We start from the raw sequence: 24,154 nt of genomic DNA, 5'->3' as shown, positions 1-24,154 counted from the left end.
CGGAGCTCACCACGCGCTGTAGGCGCGGACGTTGGCCGCGCGGAGATTGGCGACGTAGCCGGCACGCTCGTGTTGCTCCGCGTCGGTGCCGGACGGCGTCGACAGCAGACCGCGAAACTCGTCGACGGCTCCGAATTCCTTTCGCTGCATCCACGCCGACAAACCGTCGAGCAGTACGGTGGCGTGGTCGGGACCGTGGCGAAGGAGTGCAGAAGCAGTCATCACCACGTCCGCGCCCGCGAGTAGGTACTTGGCGACGTCGGCGGAATCCTCGACCCCGGTCGTGGCCGCCAGCGAGCAACGCACCCTCCCGTGCAGGAGCGCGATCCACGTGCGCGCCAACAATGCGTCGACCGGGCGCGAGAGCCCAACGCCGGGCACGACCGCGAGCTTCTCCGTGTCGATGTCGGGCTGCATGAACCGGTTGAACAGCACGAGCGCGTCAGCCCCGGCCTCGGCCAGCCGGAGCGCGAGCTCGCCGGTCGAGCTGAAGTACGGGCCGAGCTTGACCGCCACCGGCACGGTGACCGCGTCCTTGACGCGTCCGAGCACGTCGACGTAGCGCTGCTCGACCTCGCGGCCGGGAATGGTCGGATCGCCTGGCAAGTAGTAGACGTTCAGTTCGATCGCGGCGGCGCCGGCGTCCTGCATCGCCCGCGCGTAGCCGGTCCAGCCTTCCGGCGTGACGCCGTTGAGACTGGCGATGATTGGTATCTCCACGGCGGCTGCCGCCCGTTCGATCAGGCTCAGATAGGGAGCAGGGCCGTCGCTCTCGTCGGCGGCGGAGGGAAAGTAGGAGAGCGATTCGGCAAAGCTCTCGGTGCCCGCGTCGGCCACGCGGGCGTCGAGCTCGGCCTGCTCGCGCAGCTGCTCCTCGAACAGCGAGTAGAGCACAACCGCGCCGACGCCGGCGTCGGCCAGCCGCCGGATGCCGTCGACGGTGTGTGACAGCGGCGACGCCGATGCCACGAGCGGGTTGCGCAGCTCGAGGCCCATGTACGTGGTCGAGAGGTCCATCAGTGCTCACTCCTCCGGGCGTCGATCGGGAAATCCGCTGCGTTGCGGGTGGCCATCTCCTCATAGACGTCCCAGCGCTGGCGGACGATGTGTTGCGCGAGGTCGCCCAGGCGTTCGGCTTCGGCCGGGGCGGTCTTGGACAGCGCGCGGAAGCGCAACTCGCCCTTCCGGTACTCGCTCAGCTGCATCCGCGGCCGGGGCGAGTCCAAGAAGAACGGATTGCCGCCCCCTGCGCGCACCACCGGGTCGTACCGGATCAGCGGCCAGTGGCCGCTCGCGACGGCCTTGTACTGTTGGTCGAGGCCGTTGCGCGTGTCGATTCCCTGCCCGATGCAGTGGCTGTACGCGATCACCAGGGAGGGCCCTTCGTAGGCCTCGGCCTCGCGGAAGGCAGACAGGGTCTGCTGGGGATCGGCGCCCATGGCCACGCGGGCGACGTACACGTTGGCGTAGGAGATCGCTTGGAGCGCGAGATCCTTGGTCTGCATCGTCTTGCCGGCGGAGGCGAACTTCGCCACCGCGCCGAGCGGCGTCGCCTTCGACATCTGCCCGCCCGTGTTGGAGTACATCTCGGTGTCCAGGACGAGCACGTTGACGTTGTGACCACTGGACAGCACGTGATCCAGGCCGCCGGATCCGATGTCGTACGCCCAGCCGTCTCCGCCGACGATCCACACGCTCCGGCGCAGCAGGTGATCGGAGACGCTGCGCAGTTCGGCGACGGCCGCATCGTCGAGCCCGTCGAGCCGCCGCGCCAGCTCGCCCAACCGCTCGCGCTGCGCGCGCAGCTCGGACTCCGACAGCTGCGGCGCGTTGAGGATCTGGTCGACCAGTTCGCCGCCGACCTCCTCGCGGAGATCGTCGAGGCGCCGCCGCGCCATCTCGGTGTGGGTGTCGGCGGCGAGGCGCAGGCCGAGCCCGAACTCGGCGTTGTCCTCGAACAGCGAGTTCGACCAGGCCGGGCCGTGCCCATCCGAATCGACCGTCCAGGGCGTCGTGGGCAGGTTCCCGCCGTAGATCGAGGAGCAGCCGGTCGCGTTGGCGATCGTCAGCCGGTCGCCGAACAGCTGCGAGACCAGTTTCAGGTAGGGGGTCTCCCCGCATCCGGCGCACGCGCCGGAGAACTCGAACAGCGGCTCCAGGAACTGCGTGCCGCGAACGGTGCCGAAATCGACTCGCGACCGGTTGTTGGGCGGAAGCTGCTCGAAGAACGCGATGTTCTCGAGCTCTGCCGGCATCATCGGCTCGATCGCCTCGAGGTTGATCGCTCGGTGGGTCGCGTCGCCGGGCGCCGCGACCGGGCAGGCCTCGACGCACAGGCCGCAACCGGTGCAGTCCTCGACGTAGATCTGCAGCGTGTATTTGGTGTCCGGAAGCCCCGGGGCGTTGAGTGGCACCGAGCGGAAGCCGTCCGGCGCGCCCTCCAGGTGCGACTCGCCGTATTGACGAGTGCGGATCACGCTGTGGGGACACACGAAGCTGCAGTTGCCGCATTGGATGCACAGCTCGGAATCCCAGGCCGCCACGATCTCGGAGACGTTGCGTTTCTCGTACTGCGTCGTGCCGGTCGGGTAGGTGCCGTCCACCGGCAGCGCGCTGACCGGCAGCTCATCGCCTTGGCCGGCCATCATCGCCGCGGTCACGGTGCGCACGAACTCCGGCGCGTGCGCGGGCACCACCGGGGCCAGTTCGCGCTCAGCGGTGACCCGATCGGGCAGCTCGACGCGGTGCAGATGTTCGAGCGACCGGTCGACCGCCGTCTGATTGCGTTCGACCACGTCGGCGCCGCGCTTGCCGTAGGTCTTGGCGATCGACGCCTTGATCCGCTCGATCGCCACGTCGGGGTCGAGCACGCCCGAGATCGCGAAGAAGCAGGTCTGAAGCACGGTGTTGGTGCGTCCGGCGAGACCGGCGTCGCGCGCGATCTTGCCCGCGTCGATCACGTACAGCTTGATCCGCTTGGCGAGGATCTGCTCTTGAACGGGGCGTGCCAGCGCGTCCCACACCTGGTCCGGCGGGTGCTTGCAGTTGAGCAGCAGCGTCGCCCCTGGCGCCGCTCGATCGAGGACCTCGGCGCGCTCGAGCAAACGGAACTGGTGGCAGCCGACGAAGCTGGCCTGTGAGATCAGATAGGGGGCGCTGATCGGCTCCGGCCCGAAGCGCAGGTGCGACACGGTCTGCGAGCCGGACTTCTTGGAGTCATAGACGAAGTAGGCCTGGGCGTGCATGCCCACTTCGTCGCCGATGATCTTGATCGTGTTCTTGTTGGCGCCGACCGTGCCGTCGGAGCCGAGGCCGAAGAACACCGCGCGCACGGCGTCCGCAGACTCGATGTCGAGCGAGGCATCGTAAGCGAGGCTCATGCCTGAGACGTCGTCGTTGATGCCGATCGTGAACCGCCGCTTCGGCCGCTCGCGCGTCAGTTCCTCGAACACGGCGGCGACCATTCCCGGCGTGAACTCCTTCGACGAGAGCCCATAGCGGCCGCCGATCACCCTGGGCATCACCGCACGCTCACCGTCTGCGTGTGACTCGGAGAGGGCCGCGAGCACGTCGAGGAAGAGCGGCTCACCGAACGAACCCGGCTCCTTGGTGCGGTCGAGCACGGCGATGCTGCGCACGCTCGCGGGCAGCGCCTGTGCCAACTCGGAGGCCGGGAACGGCCGATAGAGCCTGAGCTGCACCAGCCCGACGCGCTCACCCTGGGCCTGCAGGAAGGCCACGGTCTCGCGTGCGGTCTCCCCGCCGGAACCCATGATCACCAGGACTCGGTCGGCCTCGGGATGGCCGGTGTAGTCGACGAGTCCATAGTGGCGGCCCGTGCGCTGCGCGAGCGCGTCCATCGCGTCCTGCACCGCTTTGGGAACGCGGGCATAGAACGGATTGACGGTCTCGCGGGCCTGGAAGTAGACATCCGGGTTCTGCGCCGTGCCGCGCATGACCGGCCGCTCCGGGGTCAGCCCCCGGCCGCGATGCTCGCGGACCAACTCCTCCGAGAGCATCGCCCGCACGTCGTCGTCGGAGAGCATCTCGATCGTGTTGAGCTCGTGCGAAGTGCGAAAGCCGTCGAAGAAGTGCGCGAACGGAACACGGGTCGCGAGCGTCGCCGCTTGGGCCACCAGCGCCAGATCGTGAGCCTCCTGCACCGACGCCGACGCCAGCAACGCAAAGCCGGTCTGGCGCGCAGCCATCACGTCGGAGTGATCGCCGAAGATCGAGAGGCCCTGCGCCGCCAGCGAGCGAGCGGCTACGTGGAGCACCATCGAGGTGAGCTCACCGGCGATCTTGTACATGTTCGGGATCATCAGCAGCAGGCCCTGGGACGACGTGAACGTCGTCGCCAGCGCACCGCCCTGGAGCGCCCCGTGCAGTGCGCCGGCCGCGCCTGCCTCGCTCTGCATCTCCATCACCGAGGGCACGGTGCCCCACACGTTGGGCTTGGAATGGCTCGACCACTCGTCGGCCTGCTCGGCCATCGGCGAGGAGGGCGTGATCGGATAGATGCAGCAGACCTCGTTTGACCGGTAGGCGACTGACACTGCCGCTCCGTTGCCGTCGACTGTCGCGCGCATCACTTCGGCTCCGGGGTCATCTCGATCGAGTGCACCGGGCACTGCTCGTAGCAGGCCCCGCACCCCGTGCAGTTGCCATAGTTGAACTCGTAGCCGTGGCCCTTGCCGAGCTTGATCACGGCATCCTCGGGGCAGGCTCCGAGGCAGCCGTCGCACTCGATGCAGTTTCCGCATGACAGGCATCGGTGCGACTCGAACTTGGCGTCCTTGGCCGAGAGACCGCCGACCACCTCGCCGAAGGCGGCGACGCGGTCGGCTGGCTCGACCTCGGGCTGCCGCCGGCGGGCGGCGTCGCCGAAGTACCACAGGTTCAGCATCTCGTAAGTGGCGACCGGGTGCTTCGGCGGCCGCTCCCCGTCCAGGTCGCGGAGCCACGCGTCGATCTCTCGTGCCGCCCGCTTGCCATGGCCCACGCCGATCGTCACCGTGCGCTCGCTGGGCACCATGTCCCCGCCCGCGAAGACGCCCGCAGCGCCCGTCATCATCGCGTTCGATACCTGCACGGTCCCGTCGCGGTCGAACTCCACGCCGGGCACGGTTCGCATGAAGCCGGTGTCGGTCTCCTGGCCGAGCGCCAGGATCACCGTGTCAGCCGCGAGCGTCTCAAAGCGTCCGGTCGGCTGGGGGAAGCCGGAGTCGTCGAGCTCCATCACCTCGACGCTGAGTTCCGGGCCCTCGAACGTCTTGATCGTCCGCAGCCAGTTGAGCCGGATCCCTTCCCGCTCGGCGTCTAGCGCCTCCTCCTCGAGCGCCGGCATCTGCTCACGGGTGCGGCGGTAGACGACCAGCGTCTCCTCCGCGCCGAGGCGGCGTGCGGTCCGCGCGGCGTCCATCGCCGTGTTGCCGCCGCCGTAGACGGCGACGCGACGCCCGATCACCGGGTGTTCGCCCGATGCCACATCGCGCAGGAACGACACCGCATCCACGATTGGCCCCGCGTCCACAGCGGGAATCTCCACCCGCTTCGACAGATGCGCGCCGACCGCGACGAACACGGCGTCGAAGGCGCCCTCGCGCCGCTCCGCGTCGAGATCGGAGACCACGTGGTTGGCGGTGAAGCGCACCCCCATCGCAGCGATCCGCTCGAGCTCGCCGCTGAGCACGTCGCGCGGCAACCGGTAGGCGGGGATGCCGTAGCGCATCATCCCGCCGGGCTCGGGCCCAGCATCGCGAATCTCGACCGCGTGGCCGAGCCGGGCAAGGTGGTACGCCGCCGACAGCCCGCTCGGGCCCGCGCCGATCACGAGCACGCGCTTGCCGCTGGGCGCGGGCGGCGGCTCGAAGCGCCATTGCCGCTCGAGCGCCAGGTCGCCCAGGTACCGCTCCACCGAATGGATCGAGACCGCGCTGTCGAGGTTGGCCCGGTTGCAGACGCTCTCGCACGGGTGGTAGCAGACTCGCCCGTGGATGGCGGCGAAGGGATTGTCGGCCGTCAGCGCGCGCCACGCCAGTTCGGGCTCGTCCGCCTGCATGTGGGCGAGCCAGCCCTGGATATCCTCTCCGGCCGGGCAGCCCGCATTGCAGGGCGGGAGCAGATCGACGTACTCCGGACGGCGCTCGCGCACCGCACCGGCGCGCGCGTGCCCATGCAGGAGATCCGGCAGCTGCGCGACGTCGGGTCGCAGCGACGTCATCGCTCGCGCTCCGGCGTCAGTCGGCAGCGGGAGACGGGGACTCGGCCGGAAGATGCTTTCGCCATGACGACCTCGCGGATTCGAAGAGCGTTGCGATTGCTGCAACCGCGCTCGCGTCCCGCCGAACGGCGCCGCCGTGAGCGCACCTTGCTCTCTGCCGCGTTGCCGCGCAGCCCCGCCCGCAGGGCGAGTCCACGAGACCCCGATGTCTCTGAGAGTACGCCGATGCGTCGCCGACCACAAGGCTCGGCAGCCGCGATCCTGGCGACCACTACGGCACCATCCACGACAGCACGTTCGTGGACTGCAGCCACACGAGCACGGCCATGATCAGAACAAGGAGAATGCTCCAGCCGATGACCTTGCGGAAGATGTCGCCTTCCTTGCCGGTGAGGCCCACCGCCGCCGCTCCGATGGCCAGGTTCTGAGGCGAGATCATCTTGCCCATCACGCCCCCGGAGCTATTGGCGGCGGCCAGCAGCGTTGCGGAGAGATGGGACTGGTGGGCGGCGGACACCTGCAGGCCCCCGAACAGCGAGTTCGCCGAGGTGTCCGAGCCGGTGACCGCCGTGCCGAACCAGCCGACGATCGGCGACAGGAACGCGAACGCCGCGCCGGCTCCCGCCATCCACATGCCCAGCGTGATCGTCTGCCCCGAGAGGTTCATCACGTAGGCGAGCGCGAGCACCGAGCAGACGGTCACGATCGCCCAGCGAAGCTTCACGACCGTTGAGACGAAGACCTCCACCGCCTGACGGGGAGCGACGCCGAGAACCGCGGCGGTCAGTAGCCCGCAGACGAACAACTGGTTGCCTGGGGCCGTCAGCCAGTTGAGCTTGAAGATCTCGCTCGACAGCGGCTCGCCACCCGCGTTGAACACGTGCAGGCCAGGCCAGGCGAAGAGCGTGGTGGCCTTGTCGAACTGCCGGGCGACGGCGTGCAGACTGCTCACGCCGAGTACGCCGATGATGATCATGTAGGGCGCGAACGCGCGAAGCGTCGCGCGCGTACTCAGCGGCCGGCCTTCGTCGGCGGCCAACCGTCGCTCGAGCGCGGCGTCGGTGTGGGCGGCGCCGGCGATCACCGGACGTACGGGTGTAGCCGGGCGCACGGTGCTGCCCTCGTGGACCTTGGGCGCCCACACGTGCAATAGGGCGACCAGCGCGGCGGCCGCGGCGAGCGCGGCGAAGATGTTCGTGAGCTCAGGGGAGATGAAGTTCGAGGTCCCGAGCTGCACGACCCCGAACACGCCGCCGGCCACCAGTGCCGCGGGCCAGGTCTCGCGCACGCCGCGGCGGCCGTCGACCATGTAGATGAGGATGAAGGGCACGAGGATCGCCAGCGGCAGCATCTGGCGTCCGATCATCTGGCTGAGCTCCTCCTTGGGCAACCCTGTCACCGAGGCCAGCGTCGTGATCGGGATCGCGATGCCGCCGAACGCGACGGGCGCGGTGTCGGCCACCAGCGCCAACACCACCGCCTTAATCGGCGTGAAGCCCACGCCCACCAACATCACCGAGCAGATCGCGATCGGCGTGCCGAAGCCGGCGAGCGCCTCGAGCAGGGCGCCGAAGCAGAAGGCGATGATGACCACCTGCACACGCTGGTCGTTGGAGACCGAGCTGAACGCGCGGCGCAAGACGGCGAAGTCTCCGGTCTTCTCCGTCATGTGGAAGATCCACAGCGCGTTGATGACGATCCACATGATCGGGAAAAAGCCGAACGCCACACCCTCGGCGCCGGCGTCGAGCGTCTGCCCGATCGGCATGCTGTAGACCACGATCGCCACCATCACCGCCACGCCCAGGGCGATCAGCGAGGCCCAGTGGGCCTTCATACGCAAGCCGCCCAGCAGCACGAACAACGTCAGCAGTGGCAGAACGGCGAAGATCGCCGTCAGTCCCAGCGAATGGGACACCGGATCCAGGACTTGCTTGTACATCGCTTTCCTCTCGGTCCCGCTGTTACGAGACGACCTTCATGCGAAACGATTCGCCGGCAGTCAAGGGGTGCGCGCCGGGAGCTGCGGCGCCTGCTCGAGCCCAGCGTGGACCTGCGTCACGACGATCGCTGGAGCGACCTCGCCATGGCCGTTCGATGACTCATTCGGACCGGCGTCGCTCTCGGCCAGCAACTCGGCGATGTGGATCACGCGTGTTCGCAGCTTGCGGCGCTTGATGCCCTGCTCGAGCTGCCGATAGCAGCCTGCGTTGACCACGACGATCACGTCGAGGTCCGCGGCGGCGATCTCGTCGAGATGCGGGTCCAGCACGCGTGCGCTGTCTTTGGGGCGAAGGACCGAGTACGAACCCGCCGCGCCGCAGCAGATGGCGGCGCTCGGCAGCTCGATGTACTCGCCGAGCGTCGCGAGCAGCTCGCGCGGCTCGCGGAAGACGCCCATCCCGTTGCGGAGGTGACAGGAGTCCTGAAGTCCGATCCGCAGCCGGCGGGTGGCCGGCTTTGAGGCTGCCGCGCCGTTGCCGGTAGCCGAGTCAGCGCCGTTTTTGCTCGGCTCCAAACGGGTGGGCACCGGCGAACGCTCGACCATCCACTGCGAGAACTCCTTGACGCGTTCGCGGCCGAGGACACCCGCCAGGTGGGCGGCGCACCCGCCGGACGTCGAGACGATCGTCCCCGGAAGCGCCTCGCCCAGCTCGAGGGCCAGCTCCCGGCCGCGCGCCAGCTCGCCGTTGTGCGCGTGCAGCGCACCACAGCATCCCTGGGCGGCCGGCGCCGCGAGCTCGGGAGCAAGTGCTCGCGCGTCGCGGCTGACCCGCGGATACAGGACCCGCTCAAAGCAGCCGAGCATCAGGTTCACCGGACCGGGCGCTTCGCCGCCACGGCCGGCGTTCCGGCGGACGGTCCCCATCGCGCGTACGCGCCGCGGCGAGTCCACGGCCCAGAGCAGCGGTCGCAATCGCCACGGCCGGCGCCGTCCGTTCCAGAGATGGTCGCGCCACTCCTCGAGCAACTCGCCGTACTGGACGCCTGCGGGGCAGACCGACTCGCACGCGCGGCAGCCCAGACAAAAGGAGGACTCCTCGAGGACCGTGGGATCGTCGGCGGGCAGCAGCCCCGTCTCGAGCGCCCGCATCAGATTGATGCGCCCACGCGGCGATGACGTCTCGACGCCGGTCGACTCATACGTCGGGCAGGCGGGAAGGCAGAACCCGCATGAGATGCAGCGGTCCAGCAGCTCCGGCGTGAAGATCCCGGGCGCCTCGGGGGGCGGCTTCTTGCGCCTGATATCCGCGATGTTCATGAGCCGAGCTTTCCGGGGTTGAGGATGCCGTTCGGGTCGAACGCGGCCTTGATCCGCCGCAGTAGGGCCATGTGGTCGGCGCCGAGCTGGCGCTCGAGGTAGCGCAGCTTCACGATGCCGATCCCGTGCTCGCCGGTGATCGTGCCGTCGAGCTCGAGCGCCCGGGCGAAGATCTCATCGAACGCGGCGCGGGCTCGGCGCACCGCGTCCTCGTCCGCATGATCGAGGACAGCGGTCGGATGCAGGTTGCCGTCGCCGGCGTGGCCGAACGTGCCGATCTTGAGCTCGTAACGGCGGGCGACCTCCTGTATGTACTCGACCATCTCGGCGATGCGAGAACGCGGCACCGTCGCATCCTCGAGGAGGGTGAGGGGCTCCAGGCGCGACAGCGACGGGAGCGCGGCCCGGCGGGCCTCGAGCACTTCGCTCGCCTCCTCCGGAGATTCGGCGATCCGCAGCGAGATCGCGCCCTCCGTCCTGCATGCTTGCCCCATCCGTTCCAGATCGCGCGCGATCACCGCGGCGTTCCCGTCCTGTCCGAAGATCAGCAGCGCGCCGGCTGACGTGTCGAGCCCGATCTTCGCGTAGTCCTCGACCGCGCCGATGCACACCTGGTCCAGGAACTCGAGCGTGACGGGGAGCACGCCGGAGGCCAGCACCCGCGACACTGCGCGGGCGGCGTCAGCGAGCTCTGGGAAGTAGGCCATCCCATAGCCGGAGGCCTCCGGCGCGGGCACCAGCCGGAGCGTCAGCTCCGTCATCACCGCAAGGGTGCCTTCGCTGCCGCAGAGCAGGCGCCGCAGGTCGTAGCCGGCGACGTCCTTGACGAGCCGCCCGCCGCTGCGGATGATCTCGCCCGTCGGCAGTACCGCTTCGACGCCGAGCACGTAGTCGCGCGTGACCCCGTACTTCAGGGCCCGCAAGCCGCCCGCGCACTCCGCCACGTTCCCGCCGATGGTCGCGGTCGTCTGGCTCCCGGGGTCGGGCGGATACAGAAGCCCCTTCGCAGCCGCGGCCTGCGACAACTCGATCGTGCGCACGCCCGGCTCGCAGACCGCGACCAGGTCCGAGTCGCTGATCTCCTTGACCTTGTTCATGCGTGTCAGCACGAGCACGATCCCGCCCCGGTGCGGCACCGTCCCGGCGCTGAGATTCGTACCCGAACCGCGCGGCACGACCGGAATTCCGGACGCGTTCGCGAGCCGCAGCACGCTGGCGACCTCCTCGGCGGTCGCCGCGAAGACGACCGCGTCAGGACGGCCACGCTCGAGCGGCGTCGCGTCCGTCGAGAAGGTCACCAAGGCGCCTTCGTCGGTCCGGACGTGATCTCGCCCGACGACGGCGATCAAGCGTTCGCGCAGCCCGGTTGGGATCGCCGTCGCGGTTGCCATCACATGTCGATTCCGCCGTTGACGCCCCAGATCTGCCCGGTGATGTAGCTCGAGGCGTCCTGGGCGAGGAAGCACACGACGCGAGCGATCTCATCGGGGTGCCCCATGCGGTGCATCGGGATCTGCTCCACGATCTTGCTGACCAGGAACGGCGGGATCGTGGCCACCATGTCGGTCTCGATCAGACCGGGCGTGATGCAGTTGACGGTCACGCCCGTCCCGGCGTCGAGCTTGCCGGACATCCTGGTGGCGAGTGCCGCCTCGCGGGCGAGCGTCTTGGTGAGCCCGAACAGGCCCGATTTCGACGCCGCGTAGTTCGCCTGGCCGACGTTGCCGATCTCGCCGGTCACCGAGGAGATGTTGAGGATCCGACCGGATCCCCGCTCGATCATGTGCTCGATCGCGGGCTTGGTCATGTAGAAGGCCCCGGACAGGTTCACGCGCAGCACCTTGTGCCAATCGTCCATCGACAATTTCCAGATCGGCTTGTCGACCGTGATGCCCGCGTTGTTGACCAGGATGTCGAGGCGCCCGTGCTCCTCGATCACCTCTGCGACCACGCGCTGGCAGTCCTCCCAGTCGCCGACGTTGCCCTGATGCAGCGACAGCGTGCCCCCGTCGGCCTCGACCGACTGGCGCAGCTCGTCGGCCCGGCCTTGGTTGGACGAGAAGCCCGCCGCGACGACCGCGCCCGATGCCGCGAGGCCCTGGCAGATCGCCGCGCCGATCCCCCGGGTTCCCCCCGTCACCAGGGCGACCCGTCCCGTCAGGCTCTCCTGGCGCTGGGCGCCCTGAGGCCTCGTATCTGTGGTGGCCATGGTGTGAATCCCTTCCATTGGCTAGTTGAGCCGCTCGACGATCATGGCCTGGCCCATCCCGCCCGCGACGCACATCGTCTCGAGCCCCAGGCTGCCGTCCACGGCGTCGAGGTTGTTGAGCAGCGTCGTCATGATCCGCGCTCCGGTCATCCCGAACGGATGGCCGAGCGCGATCGCGCCGCCGTGAGAGTTCAGCTTCTCCGGGTCGATCCCGAATTCGTCGCGGCAGGGCACGACCTGAGCCGCGAATGCCTCGTTCATCTCGAAGGCGTCAATGTCCTCGATGCGCATGCCTGCCGCCTTGAGGACCGCCCTGATCGCGGGGATGGGGCCGAGGCCCATGATCTCCGGACGGATCGCCACCACAGAGGACGCGACGATGCGCGCCCGCGGCTTCAGACCCCGATCACGGGCCTTCTGATCGGACATCACCAGCAAGGCCGCCGCGCCGTCGTTGAGCGGGCAGGCGTTGCCGGCGGTCACCGAGCCGTCCTTCTTGAAGACGGGCTTGAGCTTGCCGAGCGCCTCCACGGTCGTTCCCGCGCGCGGCCCGTCGTCGCGGGTGACGGTGTGCGCTGCGATGACGTCGCCGCCGGCGTCATGGAGCTCGGGGATGTCCACGCCGACGATCTCACGGTCGAAGTGCCCGCTGTCGCGGGCCGCGCACGCGCGCTGTTGCGACAGCGCCGCCCACTCGTCCTGGGCTTCGCGGCTGACCTTGCACCGCGTGGCCACGTTCTCGGCCGTGAGCCCCATCGAGATGTAGACGTTGTAGCCCGTGCCGTTGGTGCCGTCGATGCGAGGATTCATCGCGGGAAGCGTCATCGCTGCGCCGCGCGAGACGCACTCCACGCCGGCCGCGATGTACTGGTCGCCTTCGCCCGCCTTGATCGCGTGGAACGCCATCCGGAGGGTCTGCAGCGAAGATGCGCAGAACCGGCTCACCGTGACCGCGGGAACGTGATGGTCGATGCCGGCCAGCAGCTGAGCGTTGCGGCCGATGTTGTACCCCTGCTCGCCGTCGGGGAAGCCGCAGCCCATCATGATGTCGTTGGTCTCGCTGAAATTGACATCCGGGTTGCGCTCGACGAGCGCGCGCAGTGGCACCGCCGCGAGGTCGTCCGCTCGGACATCCCTCAGGGTTCCCTTGACGGCACGCCCGATCGGCGTCCGGATGGCATCGACAATGACTGCTTCAGACATGGCTCGTCCTAGCTATGGAGGAAGGGGCCCGGCCGAGCTGTCGACCGAGCAGGACCTTGTGGACCGACGCGGCCGAAGACGCTGCCGTAGGCGCGCGACCGATGAGAGGTCCCGCTTGACGCCGGCCGAGCATTGGAGCCGGAAACGCGATGCCCGCCGAGGGTTAGGGCGAAGCCCCTGTACCATACACCTCTGCAGGGCCGCCGTGAAGGCGGCGGACTACGGGCGCGGGATCACACGCTCCGCGGTTTCCCCGATGCCGGCCGTGTGCCTGGGGAGGAGCGCGTGTCCGTCGACGACGGCGGTCGCCAGATCGATGAGCTTGCGGTTGGTGACGCGTGAGCGCTCGCGCATCATCTCGAACGCCGTCGCCTCGTCGATCATGTGGCGTTCCATCAGGATTCCCTTGGCGCGCTCGATCGACGCGCGGCGCCCGAATGCCCCCTGGAGATCGTGGTACTCGGCAAAGCGGCACAGGACGATGTCGATCGAGCTCTGCCAGTCCTCGACATCGTTGTCGCTGATGTGGGCGAAGACGCCGCGCTTGGACGCCTGTTTGATGAACTCGGGGTCGCGCGCGTGCAGAAGCACGATGACCGGACACGCGGCCTCGCGCACGATCTTGTCGATCAGGTCCAGTGCATGCCCCGAGCTCTCGCCGAGCCCGACGAGCGCGACATCGGGCCGTTCTCTGGCCGTGACGGCACCCACGTCGGTGACGTCGATCGCACGCGCGATGACCTCGTGGCCCAATGCGACGACAAGTGGTGCGACGAGCGCCAGGCGATCCTTCCGCTCGTTGGCGATCAGCACGCGCAAATGCTCGGTCCCGCGATGTGCCATGGTCCGCTCGACTCGACCCAGTCTAGATCTTCTGGATTCGGATTTGAAGCGTGACGGAAGAGGCCCCGAGTGATTCGGCACATCGTGATCGTGAAATGGAGACAGGACACGACGGAGGGGGACATCGTCGAGGCGTTCAAGGCCGCGCGTGTCCTGCTCGAGGACATCGACGCCGTCGAGCGGGTAACGCTCGGACGCAACCGGGCTGAGGTCGATCATGGCTTCACCCATGTGTTGATCGTGGATTTGGCCGACGGGGAAGCACTGCGGAGCTATCTCGACCATCCGAGCCGAGTGCGGTACCTCCGCGAGCACCTGCTCCCGCTCGAGGAACAGCGCATCGAGATCGACGTCGGGGTGGACATGACGCTGCGACGCGACGCGACGGTGAGGGACTGGGAACACGGAGCGTCGGCCGGGATGTCGTTTCCGATAGACAAATGATCATGTTTGAAACCGCCGCGTAGCCGACGAAGCCGGCGAGCACGAGGGTGGCGAGGTTGGTGGTGAGCATCAGGGTGCGACCTTTGGCTGAGGGGCGGTGGCGCCGGGCGCGCCCGCGACACACGCGCCGGCGATGATCTCGTCGTCGAAGTCGGGGAGAGCCGGCCCCATGCGCGGGCCGGCCTGGGACGAGCGCGGAGCGAGCAAACCTGTTCGGCAACGTCCGGTCGCACGTCGTAGCCGGTGGTGCGCGCTTTCAGGCGGCGCGTGGTCGCCAGGGCTTGCAGGCCGGCGGCGCCGAGCACGAGCACGCGCGCCGGCGGGACCGTGCCCACGGCGCTCGTCAGCATCGGCGGGAAGCGAAGCGACAACGACGCCGCGATCAGCGCGGCGTCGTAGCCGGCGACCGTCGACTGCGAACTAAGCGCATCCATGGCCTGGGCACGCGAGATTCGCGGGATCGCCTCCATCGCGAAGGCTGTGACGGCGAGGGCGGCGAGGGCGGCGATCGGACCGCCGGTATCGAACGAGGTCAGTAGGCCGATCAGCGTTGCGCCATCGCGGAGCTGGAGGACTTCCTCGTCGGTCGGCGGGTTCACCTTCTGTGGCGTGTTCCGTGACGACGCCGACCGTCGGTGGGGACGACTGCATGTCTTGATCGTCGCCATCCCTCGGCGATCGGCCATCCGCAGTTACTACGTCGCTACACGGCGATTGCTAGTCCCCAGCATCCTCAGGGTTGCGGGAAATCCCGGATGAATGTGGCCTCGGCCTCGCCTAGTTTGAAGGCATAGTGAACGAAGGAAGCCCGTGAGCACCATCTTGATCGGCGTTGACGCCTCTGAGCGCTCGACGGACGCCCTCGCCTTCGGACGCCGACTCGCAGAGATCTGTAATAGCCCCGTTCTGCTTGCGCGAGCCATCACGAACGCCGGCCGGCTCTGCCGGCCCCTGAGCTCGGAACGCGACTCGCTCAACGGGATCGATTCCAGTCGCGTGACCGTGCGAACGGTCGTCAGTCCGTCACCTGCGCGTGCGCTGCACGAGCTCGCGGAGACGGAGCGGGCGGAGATCATCATCGTGGGTTCCTCCCACACGAGCTCGGTGGGCCGGGTCACACCCGGTAGCACCGGAGAGTGCCTGTTACAGGGCGCTCCGTGCGCCGTCGCGGTGGTCCCGCACGGCTACCGGACACGCGCAGACGAGCCTGTGCAGCGGATCGGCGTCGCCTACGACGGTTCCGAACAGGCAATGGCGGCGGTCGCCGGTGCCGTAGGACTGGCCCGCGCCTTCGGTGCCGAGCTCGAGGTCATCGGGGTCGTCACCGCGAAATCGTACGGCAGCTCAGCGGCCGGGGTGGGATATTTCGCGCGGCCCGAAGACGTTGAGCGCAACGTCCGCGAAAGCCTTGACACGCTGGTCGCCGGGCTTCCGGTAGACGTGACGGCCGAGAGCGTGCTGCTCGCGGGGGACCCGGCCCAGCTGCTTGCCGAGCGCAGTGGCGAGCTCGACCTCATGATCGCGGGATCGCGCGGCTATGGTCCACTGCGTTCGGTACTGGTGGGCCGCGTGACCGATCGGCTGATGCGCATGGCGTTCTGCCCGATGATCATCGTGCCGCGTGGCACCGACGTGCCGCTTCGGGCGCTTTTTGGCGCCACCGCCTCCAACATGGCCAACTGAGATAACCGACTACATCATCGTTGGGGCCGGGTCGGCCGGCTGCGTGCTGGCCAATCGCCTCTCGGCGGACGCGTCCGTCGGCGTCCTGCTGCTCGAGGCCGGTAAGGCGGACCGCTCGGCGAACATCAAGATCCCCGCGGCGTTCCCCAAGCAGTTCCACACCAGGCTCGACTGGGACTACTGGACCGAGCCCGAGCCGCACGTCGACGGCCGGTCGCTGTACATCCCGCGCGGCAAGGGCATCGGCGGATCGAGTTCGATGAACGCGATGCTCTACGTCCGCGGGCGGCCGTTGGACTACGACGGCTGGGAGGAGCAGGGCGCACCCGGCTGGGGGTACAAGGACGTCCTGCCGTACTTCATCAAGGCCGAGGACAACAGCCGCGGAGCTTCCGAGTACCACGGCGCCGGCGGCCCGCTGCGCGTCGGCGAGCAGCGCTCGCCGCGCCCGCTCGACCGCCGGCTGATCGCCGCATCGGTGGCGGCCGGCATCCCCCGCATCGACGACTACAACGGCCCGGAGCAGGACGGCGTCTCGATGTTCCAGGTCAATCAGGACAGGGGCAAGCGGTTCAGCTGCGCGGACGCCTACCTGCGGCCGGTCTCTGATCGGCCGAACCTGGAGGTCCGCAAGGACGCGACGGTGCTCGGCGTCGAGTTCGAGGGCGGGCGCGCCGTCGGCGTGCGCGTCCAGGGACGCCGCGGGCGCGTCGAGATCCTGCGCGCGCAGCGCGAGGTCATCCTCTCCGCGGGAGCGATCGGCTCACCACAACTGCTTCAGCTCTCGGGAATCGGCGCGCCCGACGACCTGCGCGCGGTCGGCGTCGAGGTTCGCCACGAGCTGCCGGGCGTCGGACGCAACCTTCAGGACCACCCATTCGTCACCTCGATCTTCGAGGTCTCAGACGTCGACACCCTCCGCTACGCGGAGAAGCCCAAGGCGCTCGCGGAGTGGCTGTTGCGCAGGACGGGCCCGCTGAGCTCCACGGTCGCCGAGGTCGTCGCCTTCCACCGCACGCGGCCAGGCCTTCCGGCTGCCGACATCCAGTTCCACATGGGCGCGGCGTACTTCGAGGACCACGGCGCCGAGACCTACGACGGCCACTGCATCGTGATCGGGCCCGTGCTCATCTCACCCAAGGCCCGCGGACGCGTCTGGTTGCGCTCCGCGAACCCGACCGACAAGCCGCGGATCCTCACGAACTCGCTCTCGGACCCCGACGACGTCGCGTCGCTCGTTGCCGGTGTCGAGCTCACGCGCGAGATCGCCGCGCAGAACCCGCTCGCGGAGATCGTCCTCCGGGAGATCAAACCGGGACCGGCCGTCAGCGGCCGTGCGGACATCGAGGCGGATGTGCGCCGGCGCCTGATGCTCATCTACCACCCGGTCGGAACCTGCCGCATGAGCGACACGGCCGCTGACGCGGTGGTCGACAGCCAGCTGCGCGTCCACGGGCTTGAGGGCCTGCGGGTCGTCGACGCGTCGATCATGCCGACGATCATCGGCGGCAACATCCACGCGCCCACGGTGATGGTCGCCGAGCGCGCCGCGGACCTGATCCGCGGCGCGGTCGGCGCCAGCAGCTACCAGGCCCCCACTGACGGGCCCTCCGCGAAGGCCTCGGCGACGGGCGCGTAGGTGATCTCTCCGTCCTTGACGTTCAGCCCCCGCGCAAAGCCGGGGTCCTCGGCGAGCGCGGCGTCGACGCCGACGCTCGCGAGCCGGCGGATGTAGGGCAGCGTCGCGTTGGTCAGCGCCCGCGTCGCCGTGACGGGAACCGCCCCGGGCATGTTCGCCACGCAGTAGTGGAGCACTCCGTCGACCTCGAACACGGGATCGGCGTGCGTCGTCGGGTGCGAGGTCTCAAAGCAGCCACCTTGGTCGATCGCGACATCCACGATCACCGAGCGGGGCCTCATCACTCCGAGCATCTCCCGGGTGACCAGGTGCGGGGCGACGGCCCCGGGGACCAGCACCGCGCCGATGACCACGTCCGCTTCGCGGAGTTCCTGCTCGAGGATGATCGCGTCGGACATCAGGATCCGGGCTCGCGAGCCGAAGTACTGGTCCAGATCGTGCAGACGTTCGAGGGAGCGCTCGAGGATGGTGACCTCCCCCTCGTTGCCGAGGGCGATCCGCGTCGCCCCGGTCCCGACCACGCCGCCGCCGATCACGAGGATGCGGGCGGGGGCCACGCCGGTGACTCCCCCCATCAGCACGCCGGGCCCGCCCAGCGGGGATTGCAGGAAGTAGGCGCCCGCGTGCGCGGCGAGCCGCCCGGCGATCTCGCTCATCGGCGCCAGCAGCGGGAGGTGACCGTCCGCCGTCTCGACCGTCTCGTAGGCGATCGCCGTCGCCCCCGAGTTGACGATCGCCTCGGTCTGCGCCCGGTCAGGCGCGAGATGCAAGTAGGTGAACAGCGTCAAGTCCGCATGGATCAGCGGGTATTCCTGCTCGATCGGCTCCTTGACCTTCAGGAGCAGCTCGCTCTGCTGCCAGACGTCCTCGGCAGCCGGGACGACCTGCGCCCCGACCACTTTGTAGGCATCGTCGGAAAAGCCCGACCCGACGCCGGCTCCGGCCTCGACCAGGACGTCGGACCCGAGTGCGACCAGCTCCTGCGCGCCGGCCGGAGTCAGCGCCACCCTCCGCTCGGCCTGCTTGATTTCCTTCACGACACCGATACGCATCGGGTCCTCCAATCAATTGATGTGTTGGAAAGGGTCACGCGGGACTCGCGGTGGGACCCACCGTGGGCCCAGAGGCGGCAGGCGGCTTCGGCTTGCGAGGGCTGGTGTCGCTGGCCCCGGGTGTTAGCCGCGCGTGGTTGGCGCGCGAGGCGAAATATCCGATCAGCAACGCGAGCACCCAGACCGGGGTCACGTACAACGCGATCCGCGTGTCGGAGTTGAACGCCATCAGCACGAGGACCAAGGCGAGGAAGGCCAACACGAACCAGTTCCCGGCGGGCGTGAGTGGCATCTTGAACGCACCCTCGGGCAGCCGGCCGGCGTTCACCGTTCGGCGGTAGTTCAAGTGCGAAATCATGACCATTCCCCACACGAACAGGCCACACACGGTGGCGATGCTCGTGATGTACGCGAACGCGCGCGCGGGAATGAAGTAGTTCAGTAGGACCCCGGCCAGCATCGCCACGAACGAGACGACCATCCCCGCGGCCGGAACCTTCTGGCGACTCACCTTACGCAGCGCCGCTGGCGCCTGCCCGAAACCGGCGAGGGTGTACAGCATCCGGCCCGTGCTGAAGATCCCGCTGTTACACGACGACAGCGCCGCAGTCAGCACGACGAAGTTGACGATTCCGGCAGCGGCCGGAATGCCGACCTGGGAGAACACGACCACGAACGGGCTGTCGTCGGGATTGAGCTGGTTCCAGGCGACGAGCGACATGATGACCAGCAGCGCGCCGACGTAGAAGATCAGGATCCGCCAGATGACCTTGTTGATCGCCGACGGGATCGTCTTCTCGGGATTCTCGGCTTCGCCCGCCGTGACGCCGATCAGCTCGACCCCCAAGAACGCGAACATCACGATCTGAAGCGCCAGGAACGGGCCCTTGAACCCCTTGGGGAAGAACCCATCCGACGACCAGAGGTTCGAGAAGCCCGCGCTGTCGCCGAGTGCGCTGATGCCGAAGACGATGATCGCCAGACCGAGCAGGATCATGCCGATGATCGTGACCACCTTGATGATCGCGAACCAGAACTCGAACTCACCGAACAGGCCGACGGCGGTCAGGTTGACGCCGAGCAGTACCACCAACGCGATCAGCGCAGGGATCCACTGCGGCATGTCAGGCACCCAGTACTGCACGTAGATTCCGGCCGCGGTGATTTCCGCCATCGCGATCACCACCCACATCAACCAGTACGTCCAGGCGGTCGCGAACCCCGCCCACGGACCGACGAACTCGTCCGCGTACGTGGCGAACGAGCCCGCGACCGGTCGGTAGAGCAACAACTCACCAAGCGCTCGCATGATCAAGAAGATGGCGACACCGGCGACGACGTATGACACCAACAAAGACGGTCCGGCCTGCTGGATCGCTTTCGCCGAGCCCAGGAACAGCCCCACGCCGATCGCGCCACCGATCGCGATCATCTGGATGTGACGCTCCTTCAGCCCACGCTGAAAGTCTTCTTGCGCCGCGCTTCCCGTCTCGGGAGATATCGCTGGACGACTCATGGACCCGGCTCCTGACGCGTTGGTTCGCGATGACTGGCGAGTCACGCACACGCCGGCCGAGCGTTAGAGCCGGAAAGATGCCTGCCGAGGGTAGAGGCGAGGCTGCATGGATACTAACCGCACCGTCAACCCCGACGGTGGATGATGCTCTCCATGGCCGAGCGTGGTGGTGTCGAGCTCGTTGCGGAATGGCAGAAGGCCATGCGCTCGCTGGCATCGTCGGCCGCCGCGGTCGCCGGCCGTGCTGAGCTGCCGGAGCAGCTGGTCGCGCCGCTCCATCGCCAGACGGAGGTGCTCCAGGCGATCCTTGAACGTGAGCGGCGGCTTCAGCAGGAGTTGATCACGCGGGCGTTCGCGCCGTATGACGCCGTCTTCGACCTGCTCGAGCAGAGCGCCGGCGCGTTGCATCGGCAGGCCGAGGCGCTGACGGAGTCGGCACGGGCGCTCGAGCAGGCCGCGGAGATGATGGAGACCCAAGCGGAGCTGTTCGAGCGCACGATCTCGGTCATGCGACAGCCGGGCGAGATCGTCAAGCGGGCAGCGGGCGCTGGGCCTCCGGCTGAAGACCCTTAGCGCCGCTGCGTCGTCTCAGAGCAGGCGTTCGATCAGCGCCAGGTAGTCGACGATCGAGTGTGTGCCGAGGTAGCGGTCGCGCACGCGCTCATGTGCCCGATCGCCCATCTCGACGGCACGCTCGGGAGCTTGAAGGAGCCGCCGCACCGCGAGGCCGTACTCGCGCAGGTCGTACGGGTCGTCGAGCAGGATGCCACTCCTGTAGTGCTCGATCTGGTCCTGGATCCCGCCGATGCGGCTGGCCACGACTACGCGACGCTTCCACATCGCCTCGGCGACGGTGAGCCCGAAGCCTTCGGCGAGGCTCTTTTGGACGACCACGTCGGCGCCGCGCTGCAGGGCATTGACGATCGCCGCGTTCTCTTGCGAGTCGACCATCGGCAACAGCGCCAGGTGCACCCGCTCGCGCCGCTCGGCGGGGAGAGCCCGCCAGCGCTCGACCGCCGCGTCGAACACGGCCGCGCCCTCGGGATCGTCTGCCACGGCCTTGACGTCGGGGCCGGCGTAGACGAGGTGCGCGTCCGTATGCGGAGCGACGTGCTCGGCGAAGCCGTCGATGACGCCGAGCGGATCCTTGAGTGCATCCCAGCGCGAGACCTGCAGGACGTAGCGCTCGCCGCGTCCGAGTGGGCGTTCTTCGATCAGCTCCGCTCGTCGAGTGACACCGCCGATGCTGCCGTCGATCCGCTGGAAGACCGGTGGCCCACCGCCCGCCGGACGCAACCCCGCAGCCTCGAGGATGCCGTCGACGGCATCCGGCTCGAGCTCCTGGTTCTTGGGCGAGAAGACATCGATCGACGGGGCGACGATGGCCCGGCGCGCGGGGTCGAGGCCTTCCCACACGAACGACTCACGCGAGAAGACGTAGGCGTCGGCCTGCAGCACGTACGGCTCCAGGAACGACCAGGCCTCGCGTGCGAGATCGTTCGGCGTGTCCAGGCCGACGTGACAGCGCCAGACGGCCGTCGCGCCGCAGGCCTTGACGTGTCCGATCAGGCCTGCGGTCTGCGGGTCGTGCAGGATCACGATGTCGGCGGGGCGCAGGAGGTCGCGCAGGTCCGCCGCGTTCGGGGCGAGTGCTGCCTCGTAAGAGGCTCGCTCCAGGTCCCCCAGTGGCCCGCCGTCGCCCGGCACACCGTGCAACCGGTTGTGGAGCCGCTTGGTGAGCGCGAAGAACGGCCCATCGCCCGCGATCACGGCCCATCGCGCATCGACACCTGCGCCGCGGGCGTAGGCCAGCAGTGGCACGAGCATCTCCGCCACGCCACCCCCGCGCGCTGTCGAGTTCAGGTGCCAGATCCGGCGTCCGGCGAGTTCTGCGCGCCCGAGCCGTTGCGCTCGGCGAACCGCCTCCATCGCCGCCGCGGGGAGCACTCGGTCAAACCGGTCCAACGCCAGCGAGCCGACCGGCACGAGCTCGAGCGCCGGGGCGCGGACGTCTGTCGTGACGGTCATGACACGGCCACCAGTCGTTTCGCCACTCCGCGCACGAGGTCTTCCAGCGGGTGCTTGGCCTGGCGGGGGAGGACGAGCACGGGGCAGTGGGCGCCGTCGACCAGCCGGCGCGAGACGCCGCCGAGCAAGACGCTGCGCAGCGGGCCGTAGCCGCGCGAACCGCAGACGAGTAGGTCGACGTGTCCGGACACGTTCAGGAGCACGTCGGCGGGGTCGTCGACGTGGAACTCGGACTCGACGTCGACGTCGGGCCCCAGGCCGCACAGCGCGCGATTGAGCGCATCCTCGATCTCGGATCGGCGGCGACCCTCGAGGTCGCTCCCGCGTAGCCGCGGCTCGCCCGGCGCGGTGACGGCGTTGAACCAGCCCGGGGGACGGAGCGCCATGACCACGCGCAGCCGCGCGCCGGCCCGAGCGGAGAGCTGGTGGGCGGCCGCGAGCGCGGCGTGCCCCTCGGGAGTGTCGACGAAGCCCACGGCGACGGTCTGTATCGGCGTCTGCCGGTATCCGTGCGGGGCGAGCGCGACCGGGCATGGGGCGCCGTGGAGGAGCCGCTCCGCCGTGCTGCCGGGCAGAACGCGCCCGGCGACGCCGCGCCCGGTGGAGCCGACCACGATCAGCCCGGCGTCCACGTCCTCGACGACCGTCTGGAGCGCCCGGGACACGGACTCGTCGTTCTCGATCTGAGCTTCGGCGCCGGTCTCCTGAAGGAGCCGCTCCATCGTGGCGGTCACCGGCCGGTTGACGCCGGCGTTGACGTCGTCGGGGTCCGTGAAGCCGTCGAAGACGGACACGGCGACGGCGATCACGCGCGCGCCGGTCAGCTCACCGAGCGCGAGCGCGAGCTCGACTGGCGCCCGATCCTCCTGATACGGGTCGTAGGCGGCAACGATGGGCGCGTGCATGATGGTTCCTTTGGGTCAGTGGTTGCGACGGTCGCGGTGGGGGGGCGGCCGCCAAAAGCGGTCGCCCCCACCGGTGATCAGGCCGCCGTGCCCGCTCCGACCGGGACGTGGGCCAGAACGCGGGCGGTGAGGTCCACGAGTCGGTTCGCGTAGCCCCACTCGTTGTCGTACCAGGCGACGACCTTGACCTGGGTCTCGTCGATCACGCTCGTCAGCGGTGCGTCGTAGATCGCCGAGTAGGGGGACTTGACGATGTCGGCCGAGACGATCGGGTCCTCGTTGTAGGCAAGGATGCCCGTCAGCAGGCCACGGTCGGCCCGGCCGGCGAAGGCGCCGTTGATCTCCTCGACGCTCGTCGGACGCTGGACCTCGACGGTCAGGTCGACGATCGAGCCCGTCGGGAGTGGCACGCGCACGGCGTAGCCGTGCAGCTTGCCGGCGAGCTCGGGGATGACGAGTCCGAGCGCCTTGGCGGCGCCGGTGGACGTCGGGATCAGGTTCAAGGCCGCCGCGCGGGCGCGGCGGAGGTCCTTGTGCGGCGCGTCGAGCAGGTTCTGATCGGAGGTGTAGGAGTGGATCGTGGTCATCAGGCCGTGCCGGATGCCGACGGTGTCGTGCAGGATCATGGCGACCGGGGCGAGGCAGTTGGTCGTGCATGACGCATTGGTGAGGATGTGATGGCGCTCGGGGTCGTACGCGTCGTCGTTGACGCCGAGCACGAGGTCGGCGTCGGCGGGCTCACTGCCCTTCATCGGGGCCGACAGGATGACCGTGCGGGCCCCGGCCTCGAGATGGCGAGCGACCTCCTCGCGGGTGCGAAAGCGCCCGCTGGCCTCGATCACGACGTCGATGCCGAGCTCGTCCCACGGGAGGTCGGCCGGATCGCGCTCGGCGCTGATGACGATCTGATGACCGTCGATCTGGAGGAGGCCGTCGTGGCAACGGACCGCGGACGGGAAACGGCCGTACACGGAATCGTGGGCGAGCAGGTGAGCCAGCGTCGCCGCGTCGGCGACGTCATTGATGGCGGCGATCTCGAACTTGGCGTCGCGTTCGACGGCCGCGCGCAGCACGGCCCGTCCGATGCGGCCGAAGCCATTGATGGCTACGCGGGGCATGCGATCTCTCCTTGGTCTGGAAGCTTTCA

The 24,154-nt window shown here is 68.7% G+C and carries 18 protein-coding genes and 1 pseudogene; 4 read left to right on the top strand and 15 right to left on the bottom strand.

Going from position 1 to position 24,154, the window contains the following annotated elements:
* Positions 1-6: 6 nt before the first annotated feature.
* The 9 genes from OM076_RS32130 to OM076_RS32090 form a co-directional block, all read right to left on the bottom strand.
* Entirely contained in the window at positions 7-1,017 is a 1,011-nt protein-coding gene (locus OM076_RS32130; protein ID WP_270044237.1) for a dihydroorotate dehydrogenase-like protein, read from the bottom strand.
* A complete protein-coding gene (gene nifJ / locus OM076_RS32125) occupies positions 1,017-4,592 on the bottom strand; it encodes a pyruvate:ferredoxin (flavodoxin) oxidoreductase (RefSeq protein WP_372518106.1) in 3,576 nt (1,191 codons plus the stop codon). Before nifJ ends, OM076_RS32130 begins: the two co-directional genes overlap by 1 nt.
* Positions 4,589-6,223 carry an NAD(P)-binding protein gene (locus OM076_RS32120; protein ID WP_270044235.1) on the bottom strand — a complete coding sequence of 545 codons (1,635 nt, stop codon included), beginning with the start codon at positions 6,221-6,223 and terminating at the stop codon, positions 4,589-4,591. The genes nifJ and OM076_RS32120 overlap by 4 nt, the downstream gene beginning before the upstream one ends.
* A gap of 271 nt (positions 6,224-6,494) precedes the next feature.
* On the bottom strand, positions 6,495-8,165 hold the full coding sequence (locus OM076_RS32115) for an L-lactate permease (protein ID WP_270044234.1): 1,671 nt from the start codon (positions 8,163-8,165) through the stop codon (positions 6,495-6,497).
* A 60-nt stretch (positions 8,166-8,225) separates the two neighbouring features.
* On the bottom strand, positions 8,226-9,485 hold the full coding sequence (locus OM076_RS32110) for a (Fe-S)-binding protein (protein WP_270044233.1): 1,260 nt from the start codon (positions 9,483-9,485) through the stop codon (positions 8,226-8,228).
* Positions 9,482-10,876 carry an FAD-binding oxidoreductase gene (locus tag OM076_RS32105; protein ID WP_270044232.1) on the bottom strand — a complete coding sequence of 465 codons (1,395 nt, stop codon included), beginning with the start codon at positions 10,874-10,876 and terminating at the stop codon, positions 9,482-9,484. Before OM076_RS32105 ends, OM076_RS32110 begins: the two co-directional genes overlap by 4 nt.
* Positions 10,876-11,694, bottom strand: a complete 819-nt coding sequence (locus OM076_RS32100) for a 3-oxoacyl-ACP reductase family protein (protein ID WP_270044231.1) — start codon at positions 11,692-11,694, stop codon at positions 10,876-10,878. Before OM076_RS32100 ends, OM076_RS32105 begins: the two co-directional genes overlap by 1 nt.
* 21 nt (positions 11,695-11,715) lie before the next feature.
* A complete protein-coding gene (locus tag OM076_RS32095) occupies positions 11,716-12,897 on the bottom strand; it encodes an acetyl-CoA C-acyltransferase (protein WP_270044230.1) in 1,182 nt (393 codons plus the stop codon).
* Positions 12,898-13,116: 219 nt separating this feature from the next.
* Positions 13,117-13,821 (bottom strand): ANTAR domain-containing response regulator, encoded by a 705-nt coding sequence (locus OM076_RS32090; protein WP_270044229.1) that lies wholly within the window; start codon positions 13,819-13,821, stop codon positions 13,117-13,119.
* On the opposite strand from OM076_RS32090, the gene OM076_RS46435 reads away from it, so the two are divergent.
* Entirely contained in the window at positions 13,810-14,184 is a 375-nt protein-coding gene (locus OM076_RS46435) for a Dabb family protein (RefSeq protein WP_270044228.1), read from the top strand. The two genes, OM076_RS32090 and OM076_RS46435, sit on opposite strands and share 12 nt — an antisense overlap.
* Positions 14,185-14,372: 188 nt before the next feature.
* Here the strand turns inward: OM076_RS46435 and OM076_RS46430 are convergent.
* Positions 14,373-14,786: pseudogene (locus OM076_RS46430) on the bottom strand (Rossmann-fold NAD(P)-binding domain-containing protein); the annotation flags it as partial.
* Positions 14,787-14,994: 208 nt separating this feature from the next.
* Here OM076_RS46430 and OM076_RS32075 point away from each other — a divergent pair.
* Both OM076_RS32075 and OM076_RS32070 read left to right on the top strand, forming a co-directional pair.
* Positions 14,995-15,867: a universal stress protein gene (locus tag OM076_RS32075; RefSeq protein ID WP_270044227.1), complete on the top strand. Its 873-nt coding sequence runs from the start codon at positions 14,995-14,997 to the stop codon at positions 15,865-15,867.
* The gene (locus OM076_RS32070) at positions 15,836-17,506 is read left to right on the top strand and encodes a GMC family oxidoreductase (RefSeq protein WP_270044273.1); all 1,671 of its coding nucleotides are present in this window, start codon (positions 15,836-15,838) and stop codon (positions 17,504-17,506) included. Before OM076_RS32075 ends, OM076_RS32070 begins: the two co-directional genes overlap by 32 nt.
* Here OM076_RS32070 and ald read toward each other — a convergent pair.
* Both ald and OM076_RS32060 read right to left on the bottom strand, forming a co-directional pair.
* Positions 17,452-18,558: an alanine dehydrogenase gene (gene ald, locus OM076_RS32065; RefSeq protein WP_270044226.1), complete on the bottom strand. Its 1,107-nt coding sequence runs from the start codon at positions 18,556-18,558 to the stop codon at positions 17,452-17,454. The genes OM076_RS32070 and ald overlap by 55 nt on opposite strands.
* Before the next feature lie 34 nt (positions 18,559-18,592).
* On the bottom strand, positions 18,593-20,074 hold the full coding sequence (locus tag OM076_RS32060) for an amino acid permease (RefSeq protein WP_443732132.1): 1,482 nt from the start codon (positions 20,072-20,074) through the stop codon (positions 18,593-18,595).
* Between the two features lie 153 nt (positions 20,075-20,227).
* Here OM076_RS32060 and OM076_RS32055 point away from each other — a divergent pair, with 153 nt between their 5' ends.
* Positions 20,228-20,647 (top strand): hypothetical protein, encoded by a 420-nt coding sequence (locus tag OM076_RS32055; RefSeq protein ID WP_270044224.1) that lies wholly within the window; start codon positions 20,228-20,230, stop codon positions 20,645-20,647.
* Between the two features lie 15 nt (positions 20,648-20,662).
* Here the strand turns inward: OM076_RS32055 and OM076_RS32050 are convergent, their stop codons facing one another.
* From OM076_RS32050 to gap, 3 genes are all read right to left on the bottom strand, one after another.
* Positions 20,663-22,102 carry a glycosyltransferase gene (locus OM076_RS32050; protein ID WP_270044223.1) on the bottom strand — a complete coding sequence of 480 codons (1,440 nt, stop codon included), beginning with the start codon at positions 22,100-22,102 and terminating at the stop codon, positions 20,663-20,665.
* The gene (locus OM076_RS32045) at positions 22,099-23,007 is read right to left on the bottom strand and encodes a universal stress protein (RefSeq protein WP_270044222.1); all 909 of its coding nucleotides are present in this window, start codon (positions 23,005-23,007) and stop codon (positions 22,099-22,101) included. Before OM076_RS32045 ends, OM076_RS32050 begins: the two co-directional genes overlap by 4 nt.
* A gap of 77 nt (positions 23,008-23,084) precedes the next feature.
* Positions 23,085-24,125, bottom strand: coding sequence for a type I glyceraldehyde-3-phosphate dehydrogenase (gap, locus tag OM076_RS32040; RefSeq protein ID WP_270044221.1), 1,041 nt, complete (start codon positions 24,123-24,125; stop codon positions 23,085-23,087).
* Between the last annotated feature and the right edge of the window lie 29 nt (positions 24,126-24,154).

This window comes from Solirubrobacter ginsenosidimutans, from assembly GCF_027587205.1.
Note: the sequence above shows the minus strand (reverse complement) of the source record. Positions and strands in the feature narration are given on the sequence as shown.